This is a genomic window from Paenibacillus plantarum, from assembly GCF_013141695.1.
In the GTDB taxonomy this organism is placed as follows: Bacteria; Bacillota; Bacilli; order Paenibacillales; family NBRC-103111; genus Paenibacillus_E; species Paenibacillus_E plantarum.
Map to the genome: position 1 here is coordinate 14,548 of NZ_WHNY01000074.1, position 26,974 is coordinate 41,521.

The 26,974-nt window shown below is 46.3% G+C and carries 16 protein-coding genes; all 16 read right to left on the reverse strand.

The features are described 5' to 3' along the window. Positions 1-82: 82 nt before the first annotated feature. The 16 genes from GC096_RS27055 to GC096_RS27130 all read right to left on the reverse strand — a co-directional run bounded on the left by GC096_RS27055 (position 83) and on the right by GC096_RS27130 (position 26,967). Positions 83-964 (reverse strand): carbohydrate ABC transporter permease, encoded by an 882-nt coding sequence (locus tag GC096_RS27055; RefSeq protein WP_171634540.1) that lies wholly within the window; start codon positions 962-964, stop codon positions 83-85. 13 nt (positions 965-977) lie between these two features. Next, positions 978-1,898 carry an ABC transporter permease gene (locus GC096_RS27060; protein ID WP_171634542.1) on the reverse strand — a complete coding sequence of 307 codons (921 nt, stop codon included), beginning with the start codon at positions 1,896-1,898 and terminating at the stop codon, positions 978-980. A gap of 81 nt (positions 1,899-1,979) precedes the next feature. Then, complete coding sequence (locus tag GC096_RS27065) at positions 1,980-3,638, reverse strand: type 2 periplasmic-binding domain-containing protein (protein WP_246302990.1); 1,659 nt, start codon at positions 3,636-3,638, stop codon at positions 1,980-1,982. Between the two features lie 152 nt (positions 3,639-3,790). Next, a complete protein-coding gene (locus GC096_RS27070; RefSeq protein ID WP_171634544.1) occupies positions 3,791-6,136 on the reverse strand; it encodes a helix-turn-helix domain-containing protein in 2,346 nt (781 codons plus the stop codon). Positions 6,137-6,190: 54 nt separating this feature from the next. Continuing rightward, positions 6,191-7,312: a glycoside hydrolase family 88 protein gene (locus tag GC096_RS27075; protein ID WP_171634545.1), complete on the reverse strand. Its 1,122-nt coding sequence runs from the start codon at positions 7,310-7,312 to the stop codon at positions 6,191-6,193. 254 nt (positions 7,313-7,566) lie between these two features. Continuing rightward, entirely contained in the window at positions 7,567-8,787 is a 1,221-nt protein-coding gene (locus GC096_RS27080; RefSeq protein WP_171634547.1) for an ABC transporter permease, read from the reverse strand. Positions 8,788-8,804: 17 nt separating this feature from the next. Next, positions 8,805-9,518 carry an ABC transporter ATP-binding protein gene (locus GC096_RS27085; protein WP_057308850.1) on the reverse strand — a complete coding sequence of 238 codons (714 nt, stop codon included), beginning with the start codon at positions 9,516-9,518 and terminating at the stop codon, positions 8,805-8,807. Between the two features lie 206 nt (positions 9,519-9,724). Beyond that, the gene (locus GC096_RS27090; protein ID WP_171634548.1) at positions 9,725-10,729 is read right to left on the reverse strand and encodes an ABC transporter substrate-binding protein; all 1,005 of its coding nucleotides are present in this window, start codon (positions 10,727-10,729) and stop codon (positions 9,725-9,727) included. Between the two features lie 97 nt (positions 10,730-10,826). After that, complete coding sequence (locus tag GC096_RS27095; protein WP_171634550.1) at positions 10,827-12,665, reverse strand: helix-turn-helix domain-containing protein; 1,839 nt, start codon at positions 12,663-12,665, stop codon at positions 10,827-10,829. A 455-nt stretch (positions 12,666-13,120) separates the two neighbouring features. Continuing rightward, positions 13,121-13,339 carry a hypothetical protein gene (locus GC096_RS27100; RefSeq protein ID WP_171634552.1) on the reverse strand — a complete coding sequence of 73 codons (219 nt, stop codon included), beginning with the start codon at positions 13,337-13,339 and terminating at the stop codon, positions 13,121-13,123. 85 nt (positions 13,340-13,424) lie between these two features. Next, positions 13,425-14,765, reverse strand: a complete 1,341-nt coding sequence (locus tag GC096_RS27105) for a glycoside hydrolase (RefSeq protein ID WP_171634554.1) — start codon at positions 14,763-14,765, stop codon at positions 13,425-13,427. Between the two features lie 153 nt (positions 14,766-14,918). Continuing rightward, positions 14,919-16,007 (reverse strand): response regulator transcription factor, encoded by a 1,089-nt coding sequence (locus GC096_RS27110; protein ID WP_171634555.1) that lies wholly within the window; start codon positions 16,005-16,007, stop codon positions 14,919-14,921. An 18-nt stretch (positions 16,008-16,025) separates the two neighbouring features. Next, positions 16,026-17,825, reverse strand: a complete 1,800-nt coding sequence (locus GC096_RS27115) for a sensor histidine kinase (RefSeq protein WP_171634557.1) — start codon at positions 17,823-17,825, stop codon at positions 16,026-16,028. 178 nt (positions 17,826-18,003) lie between these two features. Next, positions 18,004-24,288: a fibronectin type III domain-containing protein gene (locus GC096_RS27120; protein ID WP_171634559.1), complete on the reverse strand. Its 6,285-nt coding sequence runs from the start codon at positions 24,286-24,288 to the stop codon at positions 18,004-18,006. A gap of 101 nt (positions 24,289-24,389) precedes the next feature. Then, positions 24,390-25,961 carry an extracellular solute-binding protein gene (locus tag GC096_RS27125; RefSeq protein ID WP_171634560.1) on the reverse strand — a complete coding sequence of 524 codons (1,572 nt, stop codon included), beginning with the start codon at positions 25,959-25,961 and terminating at the stop codon, positions 24,390-24,392. Positions 25,962-26,085: 124 nt separating this feature from the next. Further along, the gene (locus tag GC096_RS27130) at positions 26,086-26,967 is read right to left on the reverse strand and encodes a carbohydrate ABC transporter permease (protein ID WP_171634562.1); all 882 of its coding nucleotides are present in this window, start codon (positions 26,965-26,967) and stop codon (positions 26,086-26,088) included. Positions 26,968-26,974 lie beyond the last annotated feature (7 nt).

The following is a 26,974-nucleotide window of genomic DNA, read 5'->3' on the forward strand; positions in this document are numbered from 1 at the left end:
ATCACATGTATAGACGTAAAAAAACCTCAATCCCCACTTTAGATGTGGAATTGAGGCTAATCTCTCTTACGTTACGATTTCATTATTCCTTAATTGCTCCTAAGATAACACCTTTCACAAAATATTTCTGCAGGAATGGATATAACAGTAGAATAGGCACCGTAGCTACAACGATCATGGCGTATTTGATTGTTTCCTGTAGTAAACCTTTATCAAAGTCACTGACGGACGTCATCATCGAATCCGAACTATTGCTAATCAATATTTCTTGCAGTACCAGTTGGAGCGGGTACAGTTCGCGATTTCGCAAGTAAATCATAGCATCCAGGTAAGAATTCCAATGGGATACACCATAAAACAACACCATAACGGCCATAATTGGTAGCGACACAGGGATAAAGATTTTAAACAATATGGTAAAATCATTCGCCCCATCCATACGTGCTGACTCTTCCAACGCGACCGGCACGCCTTGAAACGAGGTCCGCATGACGAGCAAGTTCCATGTGCTGATCGCCGAAGGCAGAATCATAACCCATCTCGTATCGAATAGATGCAAGCTTTTAATAATCAGATAAGTAGGAATCATGCCGCCAGAAAAAAACATCGTAAACACGATTGCAAACATAATCTTGTTGGCCAGCAAAACATTTCGGCGTGATAAACCGTATGCAGCAAATGAAGTCAATATGATATTCAATGCCGTGCCCACTACGACGTAAAATAACGTATTCGAATAACCAATAGCAATCATTGGATTACTAAAGACGAGTCGGTACGATTCCAGACTGAAACCGATTGGAGCGAAGAGAAGCCCCCTATGCTGCAGCAGATCTGCTGGTGAACTTAATGAAGCGAAAACGACATAGAGGAAGGGATACAAAGTTACAACAATTAAGCCTAACATAAATACAATATTGATAACGTCAAAGGCACGTTCGCCCCTACTTGGGGGTATGTTCATTGTGTACTCCCTCCTACCACAGTTTATGATCGCTTAATCTTCGGCTGAGGGCATTGGCAGACAGAAGCATAATAAAGTTGATGATATTATTCAACAGTCCAATCGCTGCTGAAAAACCGAAATCAAATTGCAACAGACCTCTCCGAAATACGAAAGTCGATATAACGTCGGCCGTTTCGTAGGTGTTGGAATTGTAGAGCAGCATAATTTTTTCTAGACTGCCTCCAGCCATTAAATGACCGATTCTCAGTATAAGCAGAATAACAACAGTCGGCATAATCCCTGGAATCGTTATGTTCCATACTTGCCTTACCCTTCCCGCACCATCCACGCGAGATGCTTCATATAAGGAAGGGTCAATGCCGGACATTGCCGCCAAATAAATGATGGATCCCCAGCCAACTCCCTGCCATACACCGGATGAAATGTAGATCGATCGAAACCATTCCGCTTTTAGTAGAAAAGAAATCGGCGCTATGCCGAACCAGTCTGTAAGTTGATTAACTAATCCTTTGGTAGAGAGGAAATCCACCATCATCCCAGCAACAACAACGACCGATATAAAATGCGGCAAATACGTGATAGACTGCACGATGCCTTTGAAGAATCTCTGTCTCAACTCATTAAGTAGCAGCGCAAGCACGATGGGAGCCGGGAAATTAAACAAAATTTCATAGAGGCTGAGCAGTACCGTATTGCGGAATATACGCACGAAATAATAACTGTTAAAAAACGCAATAAAGTGTTTGAAACCGACCCAATCGCTATGCCATATCCCCTTCGATGGAACGAAGTCCTTGAAAGCTACTTGCAAACCATACATGGGCATATATAAGAAAATAAAGTAATACACAACAACGGGAAGCAGCATCAAATAAATGTATTTATTTCTTCTCAAATCACTTTGTAATGTTCGAAATCCATTTGTTTTCATGGGTTGATCTCCTCATCCTGAAGCGTTATTCAGCAGTTGTCCTTGCAAGAATCTGCTCCTGCAAGGACGGTTAGCCTATAATTAACGTTTCAAATAGCGGTCATATGCGGCTTGTTGGATTTTTATTGCGTCCGCCATACCCATCTTATTCAATTTCTCAACAAATTTATCGAAGTTTTCCAGAGGTTCTGCTCCCATGATAAACTTGTCAAACATCTCGTCATTATACGTTTTCATATCCGTCATTAAGCTAGCTATTTTCGATGATTCTTCCGATGTAAAAGAAAGTGGTGGCAATGCTCCGCGATTGTCCGTATTGGTCCAAGCTTTCAAAGCTTCACTCTGTTGAGGAAGAGCGGCATTCTGTTCCATGTAACGCTTATCCTGAGAAAGCGGTGCCCCAAATGGGATCGCGTATTTCGTAAGTGCAACACCAAATGCCAGTCCATCTTTGTTTTTCATCACATCATCGGTATATTTGGGATAACCATTTTCCAGCGTATAACTCTTACCTTCGATACCGAAGTTAAACAACAATGAGCCTTTCTCGCCGTACTTATAATCTAGCCATTTGACCGTCTCGATGACATGCTTGTTAGCCTTGGTAATCGCAGCACCTAATCCGTTGAATATAGCATCTTGTTGGCCCAGTACAGGCTTATCGCCCTTTTTCAAGGTCGGATACGGTGCCCCTACAAGATCGAAGGCAGCGTTCTTATCCTTCATAGCTGCCAAATATTTACCAATACCTCCACCTATCGCCATATCCGTCGCACCAACAAGTTCACTTGTTACTTTGGCATCCTTCTGCTTGGCATCCGTAGCAGCATAATCTTGATCAATTAAACCTTCTTTGTACCAAGCTCGCATCGTTGTCAGAAATTCCTTGTACGCCGGCAATACCGCCCCATGCTGCACCTTACCGTCAGCGATATAGAAATCATTGCGGATTCCCCAGGCATTAATGAGGTAATTCCCCCAATTCAAGTTACCTTTGTTGATCAAAAGAGGCAGTTCATCTGCCTTCCCGTTGCCGTTTGGATCTTTTTCTTTGAAAGCTTTCAACACGGTATGCCACTCATCAATTGTAGTAGGGACTTGAAGCTGCACTTTATTCAGCCAATCCTTGCGAAGAGCAAGGCCGAAATAGGTCTGAAGCGACGGGTCGTTCCGAATGAAGGGAAAGGAATAGATATCGCCATTATCCGTTGAAATTTGCTTACGGATTCCCGGGTTCCCATCTAATATTTTCTTCAAATTAGGTGCGTATTTATCAATGTAATCGTTTAACTTGATAATAACACCGTTATTCAGTGCATTTTGTCCACCACCAGGATAACTGTTCCAGTTCCATTCAATAACATCCTGATAATCTCCAGAACTGAGCATGAGATTGAACTGGTTCGTTTCCTGACCATTGGTCGGATGTTTGAAATCCACATGAATGCCAGTGATTTTCTCCAGTTCTTTATAAGCCTCCATGCCGTTCAAATCCATCATCCCGCTAGGACGGCTAGCTGCAAGCTGGGAATAATAGCTGATTGTAAGCGGACTGCTGACAATCTTGCCATTATCCGCTGTAACCGGTGTTTGCGTTCCGGCAGGTACATCTGTACTTTCCTTTTTCGTCGTACTATCCGTGCTGCAACCTGCCATGATGGCTGCCAATGCCACTGCAATAACCGTAGATGTAAACACCGTTCTGTTCCGTTTTTTCTCAGCCATTAACCATTTGACCATACTTATTATTCCCCCTGCTGTTCTGAAATTAGATCATGCTTTATGACCTTGGCTCGATTGTACGGTCATTTCCCCTTTACAGAAACAGTCAGAAACTAAGATTCATGCATCCAAAATAAGATTCCTCTGATCCATTCTTAATCTGCATGTTCTCATCCTAAGCTACTGCGGAATTGTCCTGGTGTAATCCCCTCGTATTTCTTAAAAACACGGATAAACCCTACATCATTCGCATATCCAACCTTGATCGCCACCTGCGCTATCGTAAGTGTTGGGTCTTTCAGTAGATGCTTGGCTTCCTCAATTCTTATCGTCACAATGAAATCAGCGATGTTTCTGCCACTCGCTTTTTTGAAGAAAGCGGATAAGTACGGAGGTGTGATTCCCAAGTGGTCGGCAATAGACATAATACTTAGCATGTTATCTCCGTAGTGCTGCCTAATATAGCGGTTGATTTGCTCCAGCATTCGTTCGCTTCTGTCGCTGCGGTTCTCTTTCAAATGTGTGCAAACAAGACGGTACTGCTCTTTGATACCATCAAACATGCTCTCTGCCGTCTCGACACCAGCCCATTGGCCAATGGATTGGAAGCGTTGAACCATACCTCCATCGGAATCAGGGAATACTTGAACGACTTTCAGCAGTGTGCTTGTTACATTAAAGAACAAGCATTTGCTAAGTTCAGGTGTTATATGATGGTTAATGAAATTTTCCTTAAACACTTCATCCAGCAGCTTCTCTACTTTGGCATAGTCACCCGATTTGACCAAATTCACGAGTTGTAGTTCAAGCTCCAGCGGATAGTAGTAGTAGGTTTCCAAATCTTTCAATTCGCTTGGCACAATAACCCGCTTACGTTCCTGAACCGATTGATAGTCCAACGCTTTGAGAGCGTCACGATAGGCTTCGCCAATGCCGTTGGCATCCGATTGAATGCCACTTATACCTATCGTCAATGCTAGATGAAAACGACTCTTCAACACTTGAACAAGATTACCTGCGATTTTACGCAAATCCTCATCCCACTGCCCCGTCCGCTCTTCGTTTAAATTCATCAGGATCGCAATTCGCCCACGCTCCAGTTCTACACTGAAGCCAAGATGCTGTTCTCCTGCTAACTCATCGGCAATATTAGCGATAATGAAGCTGACAAAAGGCCATTCCCGTTCCTTTCCATCTGCTCCTAAACTATCTTGATCATTCACTTCGATCATCATTACCGCATAATAGTTCGACACAAAAGTAAGTCCAATAAACTGCAAAGATTCCGGTTTCAACTCACTGGATTCCACATAGCCTCGAACGAGTCTGCTCAGGAAATTGACCCTGATAATCGGTGCTTGCCGTGATAGCAGCCCCCTCAACTTCGACTCGGTTAGTTGCGCTGATTCGATCGTTGTTTTGATCCATTCGTACTCACTGATTCCATCCCTCGCACCGCCAGTGCCGTGTTTCGAGATCGCATTAAGAACATCACGCACAGGTACATAATTCCGATACGTCAGATAAAGGGAAATGGATACCCCTCCTAGAATGGCGAGAATCAGCATGGCAAGCGCCCATCTTTTAACCGCGGCTACACGATCCATAAACACGTCATAAGGAACCGCATAGACATATTTCCAGTCGTTCACTTCCGATGATGTATAAGAAACCACCACGTGCTGGTCATCCCAATTTTTTTCCAACTTACCTTGACACATCGACATCTCCTCATAGCGAACTTGGAGTTTCTGCCCTTTGGCCAGATCCTTTGTCGAGCTGATGATTTGATTATCTTTGTTCAAAATGTAAATATCTCCACGATTCACACGAGCTAGCTTCTGCAGTAAGCTGCGGAACTTGTCCTCGTCAATCATCACGAATAACATTCCTTTGTTCGACGACCTATCTAGCAAAGGCAGGGCTCGCATATAAGGAATGATGCGCTTGGATGCATCCGAAGTCTGTATTGTCATCGCAGGCAGAAACGTCTTAACATGGGAGCCCTCACGGAAGTCCCTGACCCAGCTCACAGCATCCTTATTCTCAAAGCGATATACGTGATCAAATAAAATGGATGGTGTCGTCTTCGTCTCCGGACCGATCATCATCTCGCTTGCAGTGATGTATACATAGAAATCGTCAACAAATGGGCTAATATTGCGATATCGTTGCAAATCTTTAGAAAATTCAATGGCACTATACACATCGGCATCCGTCAGCTTCTCTCCATTGCTGAGGAGCAATTGCAGCTTCGGATGAAAGGCTATTTGCTGCTCAAGCTGATCCAGTTCCTTCAGTCGACTGTCTTCTGCCTCACGCAGTTGCTCGAGCAAAGCTGCATTCGTGTTGCCTACCGTTATTTCCACCACATTTTTGGCTTTCCAGTACAACATGGCGCCAATCATAACGGCTAGCATAAGTATCGCAATATAAGACCAGAAGAATGGCACAATGACACTTTTCATCCCGCTGCTGTTTCGAGGTATCAATTTCCTTAAGAACCCATCAGCCATCCAATATCCCTCTCTCATTCACATTAGCCGCAGCGGTTGAAGACATGTCAATCCTTAGAATGACCACAACTGCCAGTTCCGTCCCGTGGCTTTACATAATGCTTCCAAATAATAGAAGTCTCCCCAAATAGCATAGAGATGTTGTTCACCGCGTTCTGTTCTGCCGTAGCAGCATGACAAAACCCCGTTTCGCGTCAAATCCGCCGCTGATGAATACGATTGTAACGCTTCGAGTAGTTGAACTCCTTTGTTTATATAAAACTGTTGCTTGAATGGATCTTCTACATCCTTCGCCAAGTCAAATATACCCGAAGCAGCGATCACGGAGGCCGAGCAATCTCTTAACTGATGCCCTTCTGCTTGCAGACGGAAATCCCACATAGGAACCATGTCGTTCGGGAGATTCTCCAGAAAATAGTCCGCCATTCGCTCCGCTGTTTCGCGATACATCTCATCACCCGTCTGTGCGTAAGAACAAGCAAATCCGTATACTCCCCATGCTTCGCCTCTGGCCCACGTCGATTCGTTCGCATAACCGTCCACCATAAATCCGCCAATCGGTTTGCCGCTGTCCGGATCGAAATCAAACGTATGATACGTCGAATAGTCGCTGCGAACTAGATGCTTTCTCGAGCTGCCTGCATGCGCTTCAGCAGCATTCCGATAGCGGTTATCTCCCGTGATCTTGCTAGCTGCATACAGAAGAGGCAAATTCATCATACAGTCAATTATAATCTTGCCTCTTCGTACGTCACTGTCCACAGCTCCCCATGCCCGAATGAATCTTCCCTGCTCATTGTAACGCTCCAGGAGTTTATCCGCCGCGTCGATCGTCAGTTTGCGGAATACTTCATCACCGGTGAGCCGGTACATCACGACCGCATATAACTGATAGAGAAAACCAAGATCATGGTCTATATACCCTGAACGCAATCTTTCCTGATACAAAGGCAAATAACCGTATAAATAATCCAAGTAGCGTCGCTCTTCGGTCAATAAATAAGCGATCGCTACCATCCCTGTCCAGAACGATCCTGTCCAACTGCCGTCCTCGGCCATGTTCTCCATGTACTGGCCATCCGAATGAATATGAGGAAAGCCATATCCGTATTGCTCCATATTTCGATCTACCTTGGCTATAATCCTTTGAATTTCTTGCTCAAAACTCTGATACATGTGGAAGTACCCCCTATGATTGTTAAACTCTGCTCCGTCTCCAGCAAAGCTTTAGCTAATTATATCTGTGGGATGGTTACATGCGAACGATACATACTCATGATTCATAGCTTGTTTATAAGATTTAGGGGAAAATTGTCGTACAAGTAGGCATCCATAAAAAAAGAAACCTCTCATGGCGTTAAACGGTCGTAACGAGCAACCATATAACGTCATGTAAGGTTTCTAATGTAGAAGCGGAATGTTCAAGCCACTCAATACCAACTTGTAAACACCGAAGAAGTTCCATAAGTTAGCGGCACCGTTGCGCCCATCATCACAACTGGCCCCCACCAAGTATGCAGCGAGATGCCCGTCACTAGGCTAATGATCATCATTGCAGGCAGCACTAAGATTGGGATGGCCGTCTGAATTGCTTGGTGTTTCATCGGATCTTTAATCGGGAATAGAGATAGGAAGGGTGCCGTCAGTTCATCTTTGCAGAACGATTTGCGCCAGAAGACAAGCAAGACAGCTGCAACAATCCAGACGAGGATTTTAATTGCACCTGGCAGAATAAACAGAGCTCCGCTGATGACAACTACAAACTGAATGGATTGCCGCCATTGCAGACCATTCCGGAAATACGATTTCACTAGTAGCTCCGCAATGCCAGTGCCAGCTCCCTTTCCTTTGAGCAATCGTTGCGATCTGCTGAACAGAAGCGGGTAGCGGCGGGTTGGCTTTCTTTTGCGCTCCATCACACGGATGAGCATGAGAGAAACGATCCGCATCCGAGCATCACGTTCGCGTGCGACATCCGCGAAGAAGGTACCTTTTTCACGCAGCCGTACCCGAGTTAGAAGTAGGAATGTTCCGATCAATACCAAGATCACAAGCCAACTGTACAGAAGTTGATCCCTGATCTCCACGACTAACCATTGGAAGACGAAGACGCCGGCTGCAAAAATTACAATGCGCAGCAACCACAATAGGAACCGTTGGAAGCGAAGCGCTAGCAATTGTCGAATGAGGCCGATGTTCAGCTTCACCACATAGGTCAGCAGCCAAAAACACACGACTTGTGCAATGCTAAACGTGTAAACAGGCACTAATAAGGGTAGGAAAAGAAGCGTAGCAAGCAACGACGTAACCCCTTGCAGCACCACCGAATACCGATAGCCAAGATGCATGAGATGTCGAAACCAGCCTTCATTTTGCCGGAGAAACAACTGATCTCCTTCTTCAACAAAGTAACGCAACGTGCCCAGCCATGTGAATATGTAAAAAAGTGTAGCCACCGTATGTATGGATATCCCGCCTAACCATGCTGGGGGCGTCATGTACCACGCATAATAGTGATAGCCCGCCACGATCAGCAGAGGAATGACGAAATATATGGCGATGACCCAATCCACAGCCATGCGTATAGCTCGATACTGAAATTTCAAATCCGAACGTACTCTGCGTGTAAATACCTGAAAACTGCTGTTCAAACCGCTCTCGCCCCCTCTCATAGTAAGGAATGGAAGCAGTCGAATAACGTAGCATCCGGCATGTCGCATTGTTTTTGAATGTCTTGCAAGGTTCCGTTCGCTACCAATCTGCCACCCGAAAGCAGTACAAATGAACTGCAAATCCGCTCCGCTGTATCCAGTACATGGGTACTCATCAGAATGCCTGCCCCACGCTGCCGTTCCTCTTCTAGCATCCCCAAGAAATCCTTGATCGCCTTCGGATCTAGTCCAATGAAGGGCTCGTCCACGATATACACATCGGGTTTATTCAAAAACCCAAGAATGAGCATGATCTTCTGCTGCATCCCTTTGGAAAATTTCCCAGGCAATTGATGCTTCTCATCTAATAGGCGAAACCGATGCAAGAGATCGTCAGCACGCTCTAAGAACACGGTGCGATCCAGCTCATATACCGATGCCGCGAACTCCATATGCTCCCACAACGTCAATTCATCATACAGAATAGGATGCTCAGGAATATAGGCGTAGCTTTTGTTCTCACCCATGAAGGAGATTTTCCCTTTAAAATCCTTCAACAAACCGAGTAGGCTCTTGATTGTCGTGCTTTTGCCGGCACCGTTCGGACCTAACAATCCCACGAGCTCCCCTTGCCTCACTGTAAAATGAATGCCCTTAATAATATCCGGCACCTCATCGTAGCCGGCCTGTTCAATATATACATCTAATACCGCTAATTGTTCATCTGACATTCCGCGACTTCCCTTCCATCCTAATCATGCAACCTATTCACATTGCTTTGCCATCATCGTATCATGAAAGTTTGCCCAAAGTATGAAGTTTAGATAAAAACGCGAAAAAAACCTTTAAGCGCGGTCACTCTTAGACGAGCGACCGCGTTAAAAGTTGTCTATCACACATGGAACTTACACGTGGTGAAACCATAATTAAGGCTGAATTACTTTTTAACCAACATATCCGCAATCAGATCAGCTTGTCCCAGAATAGAGATCGGATCATAATGCAGATACGTCTTGTAATCCAGAATGTGTACCTTATTGTTTTTCACAGCTGGGAGCGTCTTCCAAATCGGGCTATCCAGAATCGCCTTCACTTGCTCATCCGTCGTACCAATATTCATACAGATAAAAATATGATCGGTATTCGCATAGGTAGGCAATGTCTCCATCGAGATCTCGACAAGCTGCTTCCCGCTATCGATGGCTTCCTTTTGAACGAAATCAGGTGCTTTCAGCTTCAACATATTGTAGATAACTTCGCCGCCGCGACCGTAATTATCTCCGAGCAAGGAAATCTTCTTCTCCCGGACATTGATAATAACGGCTGTTTCGCCTTCTTTCACGGAGCCTTTAATTTTCTCGCGACTTTCTTTGGCTTTCTGCTCATATTTGGCCAACCATTGTTCCGCTTCTTTCTGTCTGCCAAATGTATCTCCAAGCAGTTTCACTTCTTCACGAACATTTTTATAGGCTGTATACGGAATGAACACAGTTGGAGCAATCTTCGAAAACTTATCGTAATTGTCCTCCGAGAAGCCATTAATCACGACTAAGTCTGGATCCAGCGATGTCACCTTTTCAAGCGAAGCCGGTGAGCCGATATCCGTCATCTTCGCTTCTTGCTCAGTAAGGAACGGACTTCCCATCCACCATTCTTTACTAGCGGCAATCGGTGTCAAGCCTAACGCTGTCAATGTACCATGATAATAAGCTGCTGCGACCCGCATCGGTTCTGCCGGAATCGTAACATCCCCTTTGGCCGTCTTCGCAACAATCGTCTTCGGGGCAGCGGGAGCTGATGCTTCGACTTTCGCCGTAGGTGCTGCTGTTGGTTGTGAAGTTGACTGGCTTGAATCCACCTTATCTGTACTGCTGCCGCATGCACTCAAAACTAGCAGCAGGGCTGTCATCCCCGCGGATAACCATGTTTTCTTTGCAATCATGCTGTATATCTCTCCTCTTGATAATGATAATAGTTCTCACTAGGATCATATCAATGACTTTGCAATAACGTCCATACACATTCATGACGATATTTACTTACGAATGTGATGATAGCCGCCGGGCCATTTCTTGTAGTTGCAGCTCTAGCGAAAGAGGATCAAACCCATAAAAGATATCCGGATTCACATCGTATACTTGATTTTTGCGAACGGCAGCTAGCTTCTTCCAGTTCGGATGCGACTTGAAGGACTCTGCCCCCTCCAGCCAATTGGATTCGTAGTTAACAAGAAAGATGTGATCCGCTGAATATTCACTAAGCTCAGCAAGCGTGACACAACGGTTAAGCAGCTTGGCATCGATAATCTGTTCCTTGACGATACGCGGAGGTGGCAGCTGTAAGCCTTGATAGAGCATCGGTCCGCCTAAACTTCGCAGATCGCCATAGACATATATTTTGCCCGAAACAATCTTCATGATCAGGAATGTGTCTTCGGGATCGATAATTCGTCCGAGCTTCTCTCTCGCTGCAGCAATTCGTCGATCAAGCGCTTGAAGCCACGCCTCTGCCTCCTCCTGCCTCCGTACAACATCCGCAATGAATCGCAGTTGCGCCCGCCAATCCATCTTCTCTAGATTAATTTCAGCTACGGGACCTAAGGTCCGAATCCTTGTCATATCCTGTTTATTTACATTGCTAAAAATAAGATCCGGCCGCAGTGCTTTGACCTCTTCGGCACTTTGTTCGTCCAAGCCTTCAATTGGCTTAAACTCAGCTTGACTCAGTATTTCTTGAAAGTGTGAAGTCATCCACGGATTGATCATCCCTACACGTGGAACAACACCCAACGTGAGTAAACTTGATGTGAGGAACGCATCCAGCGATACATATTTCTTCGGTTGTTGCACGTAAGTACTTGGCGATGAGCCCACCAATTGTTTAAATTTGCGGCTAAAATAATATTGACTCTGAAAGCCAACCTGCTGGGCGATTTCTTGCACATTAGCCCTCGAGAGCTGCAGCAATTCACGCGACCTCTCCATGCGAAATTGAAGCAAGTAATCGATAAAGCCCATGCCTTTCTCTTTTTTAAACAATCGGGAGAAATGCTCTGGGCTGACACCGAGCTGCTCCGCGATCTGATCACGTGTCAAATCGTCGCGATAATGCTTATGAATCAATGTGACCGCATGCTCGATCACATTGTGCGCCTCCGGTGGCCGTGCTTCACCTGTATTTTGAAGAATCATATCCATCAACGTATAGAATAAGATTTGCCTTTTGAACACCTCATGCGGCAGGCTATTGACTTGCTTCTCCTCAAGCTCTTGGGACACTTGCAACGCCCAGTAGGGCGTTTGCAACTGAATCGGCTCCTGAAACATCCGTTGTATGTTATAGGGAAGGTAGGTTCCCTTCTCTGCAGGCGACCCGCTCCTGATGATCACATCGAAGGCAATCCGATCCAACTGCAGCACAATGCTGCTGGTGTTGACGACATGCATTCCGCTGCCAGAAGGCGCATAGACGACCGTTCCGTACTTAAGCACGATTTTTTTGCCATCCATGAAGAGCTCGCCTGTCCCCTCACGAACAAGCAGCAGCATATCCACCTCTGTCACATTCCACTGTTTCTGCACGAAAGGTTCATAGGTCAACCGTTTCGCATCATGTAAGACAAATTGCGGCACTTCCTGGGGCAAGTGAATCGTGCTCTGCGCACCTATTTCGACCGATTCCACGACGTTCCCCGCCTGCAGTTGACTCTGCTCCTTCAGTACCCTGCGCACCTCAGCTACTTCCTCTTCCGTGAGCTTACCGAGATGCTTGACTACACGATGCTTACTCTTACCAGACTCATCTTTATATGTGCTGACGATTTTATAGTAGACGTAGGACTTGCCATTTCGAGTAAACATGCTTTTTTTTACAAACATGATTGCAATTCCTCCATCCTATTGGTGACTTTGTTGGGTACTCTTGCTATTGCATACTATTATACGTTGAAATAGCTAAGCTGTCCCGCTAACCCTAGACTTAATTTTTTCGACTATCTGGGGTACGGCAGGAGCTTTTGGAGGAGAGTTAGTCGATTTTTTCGACTATCTCGAGTACGGCTGGGGCTTTGGGAGGAGAGTTAGTCGATTTTTTCGACTATCTCGGGTGCGGCTGGGGCCTTGGGAGGACGTTAGTCGATTTTTTCGACTTACGCGGGCGCATCACGGCTTTCGGAGCTCTCCAAGTAGATTTTTTCGACTTACGGGCGTGCAACTCGGCCTTCGGTGCTCTCTAAGTCGATTTTTTCGACTTACAGGCCCCCAGGCGCTCGATCCCCAAAAAAAGAAATCCTTATCCAGTCTCAACTGGATAAGGATCTCTGTATATCTATCAGTTACTGCTGCATCTCCTGCACCTGATAACTATTAATGATGGCCGCCGCAAACGTGACGCGGTTGTTCCGAAAAAAGTGATACAACACACGCGCCTCGGGACACTCTTCGTCATATCGCGGAAAGTTCAAAAAATCATCTGCCGTCCAACCTTCACCACGTAGACTCTCAATGGACTCAGCAATTTTACTAGGAATGATTGGCTTTAGTATCGTTGACATCGAAACACTCCACCTTTTCACTAGATTTCATACACTCTAGTAAAAGGATACCCAACTCTAGCACAACCTAAACTAGCCTCCTCGCCTAAAACTCCACATAGCTCGTCACAGACTTGCCCGGCAAGGTAACCGTAATGGCACCGCCTGTCACAGCAATATCGGTCAATTTGGCCAGATCCTCCATGGCGCTGGTGCGTCTTCCGGATACATTAGCCAATGTCAGACCGCTAATCGTTGTTGTAATCGCCGACGTGCTGTTATTGATCAGCACAACAGATGCGCGCCCCGTCCCATTCTTCCCACCGATAGCAACAAGGTTGCTGTCGCTCGAGGATGCCAGAATGCGGGTATCGTCCGGACGCAGGTAACGGCTGAATTGCCCCATGACATAAAGTCTTTTATTCACTGTGTACGTATTATTAGCCCCTAGATTAATGAGACCTTCACCGGAGGTGCTTGCAGCCGGATTCACTGCCCACCAGTACAGCCAGCCTCTCTCGCCTCGCTTCAAATCAGCGGCAATCATATTCGCCCACTTCAACCCATCCGTGATGCTCGGATCATTGGCGGTTTGGAAATTGCTAACCTCCGTCGCGATCAACGGTTTACCATAATGGTTCACATCGACATACGTGCTGTAATCGTGGACCGAGACAAAATCCAGCTTCGCCCGCGTCGCCACACTGAAACCGTTCATATAGTTGTTGGAAGCTGTTCGATTGGAGCCCTCTGGCGCCCCAACCAACACGCCTTGATTCAAGCTATGAACCGCATCAGCAACCTTCGCAGATACTTGATCCAGTTCACTGGTCGTATACTGCGCCGATGCATAAGGCGTCGCTAAATCGGGTTCATTTTGCACACTGACCCATTTGATATTGAACCCGAATACATTCCGATATTGATTCACATACGTCTTCATGTAATTGGCGAAATTATCGTATTGCGAGGTGCTCAGATGCCCGCCGTTGTTGGGCGAACCATTCGTCTTCATCCAGCCAGGGGGACTCCAAGGCACCGCATAGAACTGATTCATCCCGCGATTCTTCGCCTCTTGGGCGAACCATCTTTGATGCAGATCCGTGTTCCAATCCGTCACACCCGAAGAAGGCATGAATGTCGTTTGCACAGCATCCTGCGCAGCCGTATAGGGGTTGATCTCCATCCTGACGATCGACAACCCTGCGTTAGAGGCATCCGTCCGGAACAGTTTATCTAGAATTTGTCCTTGCGTGGTTGCATTGTAATTCGTTTTCAACTCATTCACCGGGTGATTAGCTGCGGCACCGAATCCCCAAATCGTTTGGTACGTCGTGTCTTTGTACAGCGTCACCGTACTTGCTGCCAATGCCGGGGGAGCCACGCTCACCAACATTGAAATCGCTAACCCAATTACACCATAAACCTTCTTTCTGCGTGAAATCATTCTGCATGCACCTCATTTCTCAAATTTGGCCCACGTTCAACCTCCCTAAATTTATACTGAAATCGCTTTCAACACACTGAGGTAAAAAGGTTATTTACTGCACGAATGCGATACAAATGCGGCAAGGTGCTTGCACTGTGCCCGCTCCGCACCTCAATCCCCTTTAAACCGGTCCTTATACTCCATCGGGTTCAAGCCATGATATTGTTTGAAGATACGCGAGAAGTGAATGCTGTTTTCATAGCCCACTTGCAGAGCAATTTCGTAGCTCTTCAAAGAGGAAGTGAGCAGCAAATCCCGTGCTTTGCGCATTCGAACGTTGACGCAATACGTCCAGATCGTCATCCCTGCCTGCTCTTTAAAAAGCTTCGCTAAATACGAACGACTCATCGCAACATGATCCGCTAGCTCTTGTAGACCCCAATTCTCCGCATAATGCTCTTCGATATACCGTTTGACTTGGTCGACAACGCTCTCCTTCTGCAGGTTCTTCGCCTTGCGCGCGCGATCCATCAGAATGTTCGCCGCTTGTTCCAGCCTTCTTACCGCACATAATCGGAAATACTGCCGCACATCGGAGTGCTTCAGACTATGCTTGCCTAGTTCGACGTCCTCACCTTCCTCATACTTCACATGGATGTCCTGCTTCTTCAACTCTTCGATGACAAGCGACGTCCATGCCATGGATAGCTCGTTTAGAATCTCATAACGTCCTTCTACCCACGACTCCAACATCGCCAAGGTGTCGACGATAATCAGCGGCTGCCCGTGCAAATAAACGGATAACACCATCTCCAGCCAGCTGTCCAGCATCGGCTTGTAGACGGGCAGTTTGTGCAGCAGAAGCTGATTCGCCTCATTACGCCGGCTGCTGCGGATGCGAGCATTGGCCTTCTCGACAGCCTCTTGCAAGAGGCTGCTATCCGTAGGCTTCAGCACATAATCGACGGCGCCAAGCTCAATACTCTTTTTGGCATATTGGAAATCATCATAACTTGAAATCACAATACAGATCATCCAAGGATACAGCTGATTAATCTCTTTCATTAACTGCAGCCCATCCACGAGCGGCATCCGAACATCCGTCATGCAAATGTCTGCGTAATGATCCTTGAGCCAATCCAGCGCTTTTTTGCCATTAGGAAGCGTTCCGGATACGGTAACTCCTTCCATTTCTGACACTTGTATCGACAGGCTTTCACGGATGAGATCTTCATCGTCTACAATAATAAGTCTGTTCATCTGATCGCAATCCCCTTTCTACGTATCCAAACTATCTTGTAATGGCAATAAGACTTCAACAACTGCTCCCCCATCAATGGGATCATTCAAGAACGTAATCTTAGCTTCCCCCGCATAAAACATATGCAAACGATATATCAGATTCGATAGCCCGACTTGATTGTGCCGGTACTGATGGGCGTGTGAATCTGCTTGCTCCTGCGTTAATCTGACTAACGTCTCCGCCGAGAATCCAGGTCCATTATCAGCAACGGTGAGAAGCAGCTTGTCCCCCTTATCCCCCTGCACGACTTCCCCGCGAATATGGATATGTACGGATTCTCCCGTCGTTTCTCTCCCATGCTTAATGCTGTTTTCCACCAGCGGCTGCAGAAGTGCTTTCGTACATATCGCCTCCAAATGCTCCTCAGGTACCTCAATGCTATACGTGACTTCATCTTTGAATCTGACTTTCATAATGGTCAAATAATTCTCCAAGTGCTTGATCTCTTCTTTGAGAATCACTTTCATATTCTTGAAATCCGACGTGTAGCGCAGCATATTGGAGAGATTAACCGTTACATGACCAATATGCGATTGCTTCGCAATGACAGCCATGGAATTGATCGTTTCGAGCGTGTTGTATAAAAAATGCGAATTAATTTGCGACTGAAGCGCCGAAATGACAGCCCGATGCTGCAAAACACGCGTCTCCGCGTGATCATGAATGGACTGCTCCAAATGACCGAGCAGATTGTTAAAAGAGATACTCAAATCAGCAACCTCATCGACTCCCGCTACCTCAGCTCGCAAATGGAAGGAGCTCGTCACTTGCATCGCTTTCATCATTTTACGCAGAGCCAGAATCCGTCTTGTAATGGATGAAGCTGCAAAATAGGTAAGCAAAACCGAAATAATCAACGCAGAAATCGCGATTACAATCGTGACATTTCTCGTGTAGTTAATGCTTTTGGCTATTTCCTGGTATGGTAGAATCGCAATAATTTTCCAACCTGTCATCTGAATCGTTTGAAAAATGATGAGCTCTTTTCCCGACTTATCAAACACCGAACCTTCCTTCTGATCTTTCACAGCTTTCACAATGTGGTCATCCATATGCCCCATAACCTTCTCGGATTGAGAATGATGAATAATCGTACCGTTCTGATCCATGACGACAGCAACGCCCGAGTTGGCAATATCAATTTGTGACATGACACTCTGCGACGGTTTCAGTGAAATATCGATTTTGACATATCCGTTGCTCAGTTGCTTGAAAAGAGTCAACACGGGGATCTTCATTTTCTGATTCGCCGCATCGATGTAATTCTCAGAAATGCCGGTTATAAATTTAACCTTCTCATAATTGCCGCTTTGAGCGAAATAAGGTTCATTTTTGATTGAGTATTTCAAGGGAAGGGCGTACGTATTGACGAAATGCTGCTCATTCCCGTTCGGGTTATATAAAGAGACGGACAATACCTCTGGGTATTGCAAAAACAAGCGATTCAAATAATTATCCTTAATCCGCTCATAGGTCCGAATCAGCTCAGAAGACACATTTGGGGAAGAGACACGCATCCAATCCCGAACTTCGAGGCTGTTGCTTAGCATAAGGAAAGCCAGCTCATACTCGGAGTAGTAACGGTTTAAGTTCATATTTGCTTGTTTAAGAATCTGCATACTTAGATGATCAATATCCTTACGGACAGAACTTTTCGTCTGGATATAACTAGAAATACCAATGGTTGACACTGTAAAAATAAGAATGGTGACAATGATGGAGATGAGCCGCCATTTCAGGGAACGTTTCAGGCTTTTGACCATATAGTTAACCAAATTGATCTCCCCTTGTAGACAGACAGTAATGTGCCTAGAGTCTGGTAGTTAAATAATATGCCCAATTTCAGTCCTGAGCAATGAGGTAAGCGTTTTATTCACTGCAGGAATCGTACTTTTTTATTTAAAATACGACAAAAACCGCGCCTACGAATAGGCACGGTTGGCGTACTGCAATTTATTGGTAGATAAATTGGAATAATCTGTACAACATAACGGCAGTTTCAGCTCGGGTCGTATTCCCCAGTGGATTCACTTTGCCGGCGTTGCCTTCGACTAAACCTTGCTGAACGAGGGAATTAATGGACTGGACCGCATAAGGAGCGATGTCGGCTCCATCCGCGAATTCACTTGCCCTATTCGCCGTAGGTAATGATGGGTTCACTTGAGCCAAGGCTCTCGTAATCATAACGAACATATCCTGACGCGAGATATTCGCTTGCGGGTTAAAATGTTGATCGTCTACACCATTGGCAATGCCGAGTTTATTCGCGATGCCAATAGCTTTCTCATAATAAGCACCTTTCTGAACGTCCGTAAAATGCGCCTCAGACGCCGCTTGTAACCCAAAGGTTTCGACTAGTAATTTCGTGAAGTCTGCTCGTGTGATCGTAGCCGTCGGATTGAACGCTTGAGCCGTAACCCCTTGAATAATCCCTTTGGCAGCAAGCGTTTCAATGGCTTTCTGCGCCCACGTCGTGGAAGCGAGATCCTGGAAAGCTGGCTTGTTGTAAGAAACTGCGTACCTACTGAAATGATTCGTGCTGAACTGAATCATGCCAGTAGCAGCGTTGTAGCTGCCTGTCGGTACAAGCTGCGCTTCACCCTGTGCGTTCACGTACCAGACATTTAGAAACTCAGGATGAGCTTTCTCTTCTGCAGATAGAACGTATGGAATGCTGACGGATACGATAGCATCCTTGTTCTCGAATTTCACTGGTTGGCCGGATGCCGTGAATTGCAGATCGACGACGGCTCCTGTTTTACCCTTCAGATCTGTTTGTGCAGGCAGTTTATCGATCGAAATGTTGATCGTAAGCGTAGACTGCCTAGCCGCTGCTGCGTTATTAGCAAACATATTGCTAGGTAAAACAACTGTGCCAAGTACCGTTGAAATTTCAAGCCCATGCTTTGAGGCTTGCTGTGTCAGATACTCCGTTGGCAGTTCAAGTGCGTAGCTGTTCGCTCCTGCGACTTGCGGTACTTGCAGGGTTACTTTTGAACTCGTGCCACCTGCTTGTGCATCCATCTTCTTAAAGGCTTCTTCAAGTGTTGTTTTATTAATGCTTGCTGTGGCTTTCCCATCTTTTGTTGTTACGCTAGTTGCAGGGAATGTAATCTTTGCTTCCCCGTTGCTGACTGTAATCGTCGGCTTCTCAGGTTCTGCTTGCATCCCTGTCCCTGTAGATGGCCCAGTTGGAGCAGGAACAGCTTGTGTTCTGATGCTCAAGCTTGGACCACTCGTTGACCAATTGCCCGCTGCATCTGCCGCTTCAACCTTGAAGTCATAAGCGGTATCCGCAGACAATCCCGTTACCTGCCACGTCGTGTTTGGCGTAGTTGTAACTACGTTGCCATTCATCAGCAGTTTATACTGGGTTACACCCACACGGTCAATGGCTTGACTCCATGAGAGTTGAACCGAATTCGATGTCACTGCGCCCTCTGTCAGCGCGCTTTCAGCTGGCCATCCTGGCGCTGTTGTGTCCGTTGGAACAGGGATTTGCGGATCATTTGTGCTCGGTCCGAAGACTGTCGTGTTGCCTAAGAAGTCCTGCGCTTCTACTTTGTAAACGGCTGCCTCGGGATCCTGCAGCACAATGCTGGTTGCTCCCGCAACGGAAGCTGCAAACCCGCCATTGCGGTATAGGTTATACTGCATAATCCCAACATTGTCCACGGCGGCATCCCACTCTAAGGTGATTTGATTACCTACCCTTGTCGATGTTATCCGCGAGCCAGTCGGCCATTGCGGCGTAATGGTATCAGCTATCATCGTACTTTCGTAAACTTGCAGCGGTTCGGAGACGTTCACAGCTTCGTCCACAGCTCGAACCTTAAACATATAAGCGGTTTGCGCTTGTAATCCGTTGATGAAATAACTTCGAATATCTTTCGATACTTCGATGATCATTGAATCACCTTGCTCGATCCGGTAGCTTGTGACGCCTGAATCATCCACTGCCACAGGCCAGTTCAACTGAAGGCCAGATGCGCTGATAAGCGTGGGATCCAGCTTACTTCCGATGCTCCAAGTTGGCAGCGTCACATCTCCAGCAAGTGTCGCCGAAGATAGTACCGGGCTGCTCACTGTGTTGCCTGCTGCATCGCGTGCCACGACATGGAACGAGTAAGTAGTTCCCGGTGTCAGAGCGGTCACCGCATACGTTGTATCGGTCACGGTACCCAGCAGCGCAGCACCCTGGTAAACATCGTAGGCCATTACACCGTAATTGTCTTCAGCGGCTGACCAATGCAGGTTGAGCGCTTTGCGGCCCACATTTTGTGCAGTCAAACCTGCGCTTGTCGGCCATAATGGACTGACCGTATCGACGGCAGGCGTCGTGAATGATGCAGATGGCCCGTTGGTTGATTCTAACGCGATATCTACAGCCTCCACCTTAAAGGTATAAGCCGTCGCAGGCGTTAAGCCATTCACCTGATAGCTGTATACATCCGATGCAACGGTCGCAATTGCCGTACCATTCTGGTACACCTTATAGCGGTTAATACCGGAAAGATCTTGCGCACTTGGCCATGTTAGGGTCGCCGTATGCGGGGCAACTTGTGTAACCGCCAAATTCGCGCCTGTCCATGTCGGTGCAGTCGTATCCGTTGGAAGTTCTTCCGTTCCGAGCGTTAGATAAGGTCTAAATGCGACATTTGCTCCTGTCGCTTCCTTCGAATAGAAATCGACGTTCTGATCAAGCCAACTATCGTTTTGCAGCTTGAAGCTGATCGTCCCGTCGCCGCTCTTCTCTGCAGCAGCTTGACTGGTCACATTGAATTTCTTCCAATATCCAGCATTCCGCACAATTGTACTGCCGATCAGCGAGCCATCTACAGGCTTGTTCTGCCAATTGATTGACGCCCCACCTGCATCGCTTACTTCTCTCCAGTTGTCGCCTGTATTGTACAGATCCATACTAATGTCCATATTAGCCGTCTGAACTGCAAAAACGTAGAGATTCAAGGAAGCATCGTATACATTACCTGTGACCGAAGTCAGCGGGAATTTTAAATACGCTCTCCGGTTGTTACCTGTATTTTTATTCGCATCGCTACCCGATACACCGCCCGCATTCTTGAAGCGCAAATAATCCAAATTGTTAGTTGTTCCCGCTTCACCTAGCGTGCTAGGCGCTTGGATGAACGCATCAGCGCTCGGATAAATAACCGTCGACTTGCGAACTACGCCTTGATACGTCGTAACCGAAACGGCTGGTCCGTTCGTTGACCTGTTTCCAGCGGCATCTTCTGCTTCAACACGGAACGTGTATGCCGTACCGGCAGTCAAGTTCGTCACCGCAAAGGTTTGTATGTTGCCAGCGACAGTTGCAAGTAACGTATTATTCGCAAAAATCTTATAGCCTGTAACACCAATCTGATCAAAAGCTGTCGTCCAATTCAAATTCACGCCATGGTCGGCCAGCCCGCTGTATGTTAAGCTCCGATTAGCCGGCCATGTCGGACGGACTTCATCTGGTCCTGCTTGGGTTTTCACCGACAGCCAAGGACCTGTTATTGACCAGTTATCTTTGCCATCCCCCGCTTCAACCCTAAATACATGCGTCGTATTCGGTGTTAAGCCGGTGATGGTAAAGCTTTTCGCCAAAGCTGGCAGCGTCACAACCTGCTTACCGTCTTGGAACACACGGTATGCGGTCACTCCACCGCTATCTTGCGCAGTGTTCCAATTCAATTGCAGCCCCGTCGTCGTCACATCCGATGCGTTCAAGCTTGCGGCAAGGTCCCACGTCGGTGCTGTCGTGTCTTCTACGCCCAGTGTACGGAAAGTCACGATGGGCCCGCCGACCGACAAATTACCATCGCTGTCTTTCGACTCTACGCGAATCGTATACAGCTTGTTCGGGTCCAATCCTACGAGAGCATAGCTCGTTCCGCTCACATCAGCCCAGATTTGCCCATTCACATAAATCCGATAGCCATCCGCACCATCATTATCCACGCCATTTGGCCAGGAAAGCTGTGCACCGGTTTGACCGAGATCGGCAACCTCAATCGCAGAACCTTTATTCCAACCCGGCAGTTCACTGTCTACACCAGAAGTTGTGGACGTCTTGATCGGCTGACTAATCACGGACGTGTTGCCTTGTGCGTCCAACGCTTGCACCGTGAACGAGTAGCTATGGCCCGGCGTTAAGCCCGTGATGTCATAGCTGGTCACATTCGCTGGTACCTGCTTCACGAACTCGCCATCCTTGTATACCCGATAACCGCTAATCGCTAAATTGTCATGCGCTCTTGGCCATGTTAAGCTAACCGACGTTGGAGATGTATTGGAAGCACCGAAAGTGCTGCCATACGGCCATATTGGCGCTGTGATATCTGTATTTTGGGCAGGTAATGATACGGGTACGAAGGGTTTTGTCGTTCCACCTTGCGAAGGTGCTCCCCATACGACTGACACTTTATGATCTTGCCCCTGCAATAAGGAAGCTTTTACCGTCTGGCTTACGCCGCCACGCGTTACGATAATGTCATAGTCCCCATAAAATCCACGTGTTTGAAACTGACCATTGGCATCCGTTGTACCCATCTCGTTCGTCCACCATGTCCCGTAGATCAAATTGCGCCATTGCTCGCCTGAAGGCTTTAATGTCCAATCGGATCGGAAAAGCGGCGCATTATTCTGCCAGTGAGCCCCGTCCCAGAACCCCCACATCGTAAACGACTTTACATTGGGATGGCTAAAAGAAGCAAGCAGAATATCTCGAGTAAATTTCCCCTGGATATCTTCTTTGGGCGAGTTTACGTCAAATTCCGTAATGGCGATATCAGGCGCATACTGTGTGAAATGAGTAAGTTGATTGTAGAAAGCCATTGGACTCACCGGCGTACTGCCGAAGTGCGCCTGAATTCCTATACCATCTATCGGAGCGCCATTATCTTTCATCGATTGCAAAATACCTGAGAAATTCGCAATCACCGGCGCATCTACGCCAAGAATTTGCGTTTCATTGACATAAAGCTTAGACGCAGAATCAGCTTCTTTGGCCATTTTGAACCAATTCGCCATCAGCGCGCCTTGGTCTGTGTACGTACTTCGGATCATACTGTTCAGAACAGGCTCATTCAGCACATCCCAGTTATACAATCTGCCTCTGAATAAACCGGCCAGTTCATGAAAATGATCCTGAATACGCTTCTCAAGCGCCGTCTTATTGCTCACAAGGCCTGGAATATCCGCCGGTAATCGTGTAGAACCATCCCATAGCAAGGCATGGCCACGAATATCAAAACCATTGGAACCTAACCAATTATAGAGATTGACGGTTCGGCTTCGATCCTGTTCCCACCATTGCCACTTCATCTCATTTTCCATGACGACTGAATTGAAATTTTCTTTGAGCTTGGTTCGATACGTTTCTGCATTCGCATCCGTACCATTAATCATCGTACTATTGACAGCCGTACCAAACTTGAAGTCATGCTTCGTCATCTTCACTTGAACAGCTGCGCCTTGGATAGGATGGCCATCAGCATCCTTCACTTCGACCTGCATATCCCCTTTGCGAATCTGCTCGATACGTTCATTGGCTTCTGCACGCCATGGCGCGTCTTCTTCCATTCCTTCGTAAATCACCGGAGTGCTTGGCAAACCATCAAATGTAACCGCTTTCTTATAATTTACTACTTTAAGATTGGCGATTTCGATCTCCTGTGGCTTATAGCCAAGACGGAAAGCAATCTGTGGTGTGTTCGCTTCCATCAATAACGCCGCTTTAATCGGCACAAGAAATTTCTTCCACTGCGTAGGAACCGTTAACGTCTCGGTAATCGACTTTTCGAAATTCCCTCTTTTCTCCATGACCAATGCGACTGTACCTTCAGCCGTTTCAACCGTAGATCGCAGCGTTCTTGCGTAAAATGTTGCCAAAATAACATCGTCTTTCTCGATGCTCGCTTCAATTGGTAGTACATATTGTAAAAGATACGTACTAGCTGGCTGCACATTCGTCGCAAAGCGTAATGCTTCTGTAAATGCTTGCCCTTCAACCGTTGAGTTTGCAACCGTTCCGTACAACGCAGCCTCCGGATTAAGTGCTGCTCCCTGCTGTTTAAGATCAGAAATCAGCACTTCACTGCCAGGCAATGCCGCCAGTTCCTCTTCCGTCAGTGCTTGCGCCATGGACATATTCGGTTGGAACGGTACAACCAGCATCGCGCCGATTAACAGGAGAGCAAGTAGTCTTCCCATTTTCCCCATTCTCATCATCATCAATCTCTTCCTTCCTTTATTCACATCCATTATCCATAAAAGAGGACCCACCTGAGCGAGTGTCTTACCAGCTTCAGATGGGCGTGTCTCTAGCAACTACCTTATTTCTTACGGTTTGCGTTATACCAATCCGTCAATTCCTTGATCGCTTTGTCTCCACCTTGTTTCTTCCAATTAGCCACGTACTCATCAAAGTAATCCACCGGCTTCTCGCCGAGAATAATTTTCGCTGCTGCTTCTTGGAAAGAACCTCTGTACTGCAAGTCAGCATTCTTCGTCAGCGTATCAATTGGCGGCATTCCTGCAGTTGGGTTGGCAATACCCTCTTTACGGGACGTATCGATCGTTTGAAGAAGCTTGTTGTAAGCTTCATCGTTGTTAATCAACAACTTCTGAGCTTGCTCATTAAATCCATGCATTTGGAACACAGCAGAACGCCATTTCAAATCTGTATCTTTATCTGCCAAATATTTAATCGTGCCGCCTTCTTTGGTATAAGATTGCCCCTCAATACCTAACTCTGAGAACAATTGACCTTCATCTGAGACGAGCCAATCAAACATTTTTACAACCGCTTCTGGATTTTTCGTATCTTTGTGTACAATGAAAGTTTTAAGTACTGGTTTCTCAACACGTCCTAGTTGACCTGTATAGCCTTCTCCTCTTGGAGTAGCGATGCCGATTACGTTAGGCTTTTTGTCTGGCAATAATTTGGTTAGATCCTTTTGCCATGAATCCCAAATACCTAATACGACGTGGTCCCATGAGCCAACAAGGTCGGACTTAATTTTTTGATCCCAAATTGCCCGAGTATTCGTCAGGAATTCCGTATCAATCAATTTTTCTTTATACATCGTGTTGAGCATGCCTAATGCTTTTTTCATATTCGGATTCACATAGCCAGGCATAACTTCACCATTGTATAGGCTGTTGGAATCCAAGTTAACGCCGTACATACCGAAAACGTTATCCGCCCACTCAAATTTCTCACGGGAGGAGAAAGGAATTTCATCCTTTTTGCCATTACCGTTCGGATCTTTATCACGGAAAGCTCTTAGCATATCAAGGAATTCTGCTGACGTTTTTGGCGCAGCGATGCCCAATTTATCCATCCAATCCTTACGTACATAAATCACACGTTCAGATGGCGCATTTCCTGCCGCAGGCTGTGGGATAGCTAGAATTTTCCCATTGATCGTCACAGCGTCCCAGGCAGATTGCGGGATATTTTTCTTCAAATTAGGACCATACTTATCAATTAACGGCTTCAAATCCAGTGCTAAATTATTGGTAACAATATCCGATGTTTCGATGCCCCAGACCATGTGGACATTCGGAATATCACCAGAAGCGAATTTCAGCTTCAGCTGATCTGCGTAGTTTTCGTGCGGTAAAAAAGTAATATCCAAATCTGTATTTGTTTTTTGTGCCAAATATTTCACAGTAGCCAGGTCCATCGATTTACCAGAAGGAATTTGTTGTGCGTTATTGGATACGAACATCGTGATTTTCTCAGGCGCAGCAGGCTTTGTACTTGCCGTTGTACTTGCACTCGCTGCTGGTGCTGTTGAAGCTGTCGTCGTGGAACCTTTATCGGATGAACATGCGGCCACCGCCGTGGATAAACATACAACACATGCAAGCGTAACCATTTGTTTATAATTAACTTTCATTGTTTAGACCCTCCCTAGTAAGCTTCTTCATTATAATTTAGATCGTTCGTCAACATCATCTGGATATTACTGTCTGGACCTATCCCACCTCCTGATCAGAGTATGAAGCTACCTCGGCAATACCTTATTCTTTAACCGATCCCAGCAAGGCACCTTTGATAAAATGTTTCTGTAAGAACGGATAGACAATAATAATCGGGATCGTTGCGATCACTATCGTCGCCATTTGCAATCCTTGTGGCGTTATCGTACTGGATAATTCTAGTACAGATTGCCCCCCTGCCGAATCCGCATCAAATTGCGAAATCAATTTGTACAAATACAACTGCAAGGGCTGTAATTCCCGGTCTGTAATATAGAGCAATGGACCAAGGTAATTATTCCAATGTCCCACGGCATAGAAGAGAATCAGCGTCACGTTGATTGGCATCGATAACGGAGCCACAATGCGCCATACAATTCGGTACTCCGACATGCCGTCCACCCTCGCCGCTTCAAACATTTCTTCCGGAAGCGACCTCATAAAGGTGATGCACAGCATCATATTGAAAGCGCTAAGCGCACCTGGAATGATTAATGACCAGATCGTGTTGAGCATGCCAAAGCTTTTGACTAAGATATACATTGGAACCAAAGGTGCCTGAAAGATCATCGTGAAGATGATAAAAAGGAGAATCACTTTACGGCCACCTAACCACCCTTTTGAAAGTGGATAGGACGTTAGAATGGTCAGCAGCATATTGATCGCTGTGCCTATCAATACAATTTGGACCGTAACACCGAACGACCTCCAAAACACGGCATTCTTGATAACAAATTCATAGTTGTGCAGATTGAATCCTACAGGCCAGAGCGCTACTTCGGAATGAATAATAGCTTCATTCGAGCTCAATGAACCTGCAATTACATTCAATAATGGAATGGCTACAGCTGCACAAAAGAGCAGCAACAGCACGACATTCGCAGAATCAAAGATAACTTCTCCAATAGATCGTTTAATTTTCATCGTGTAT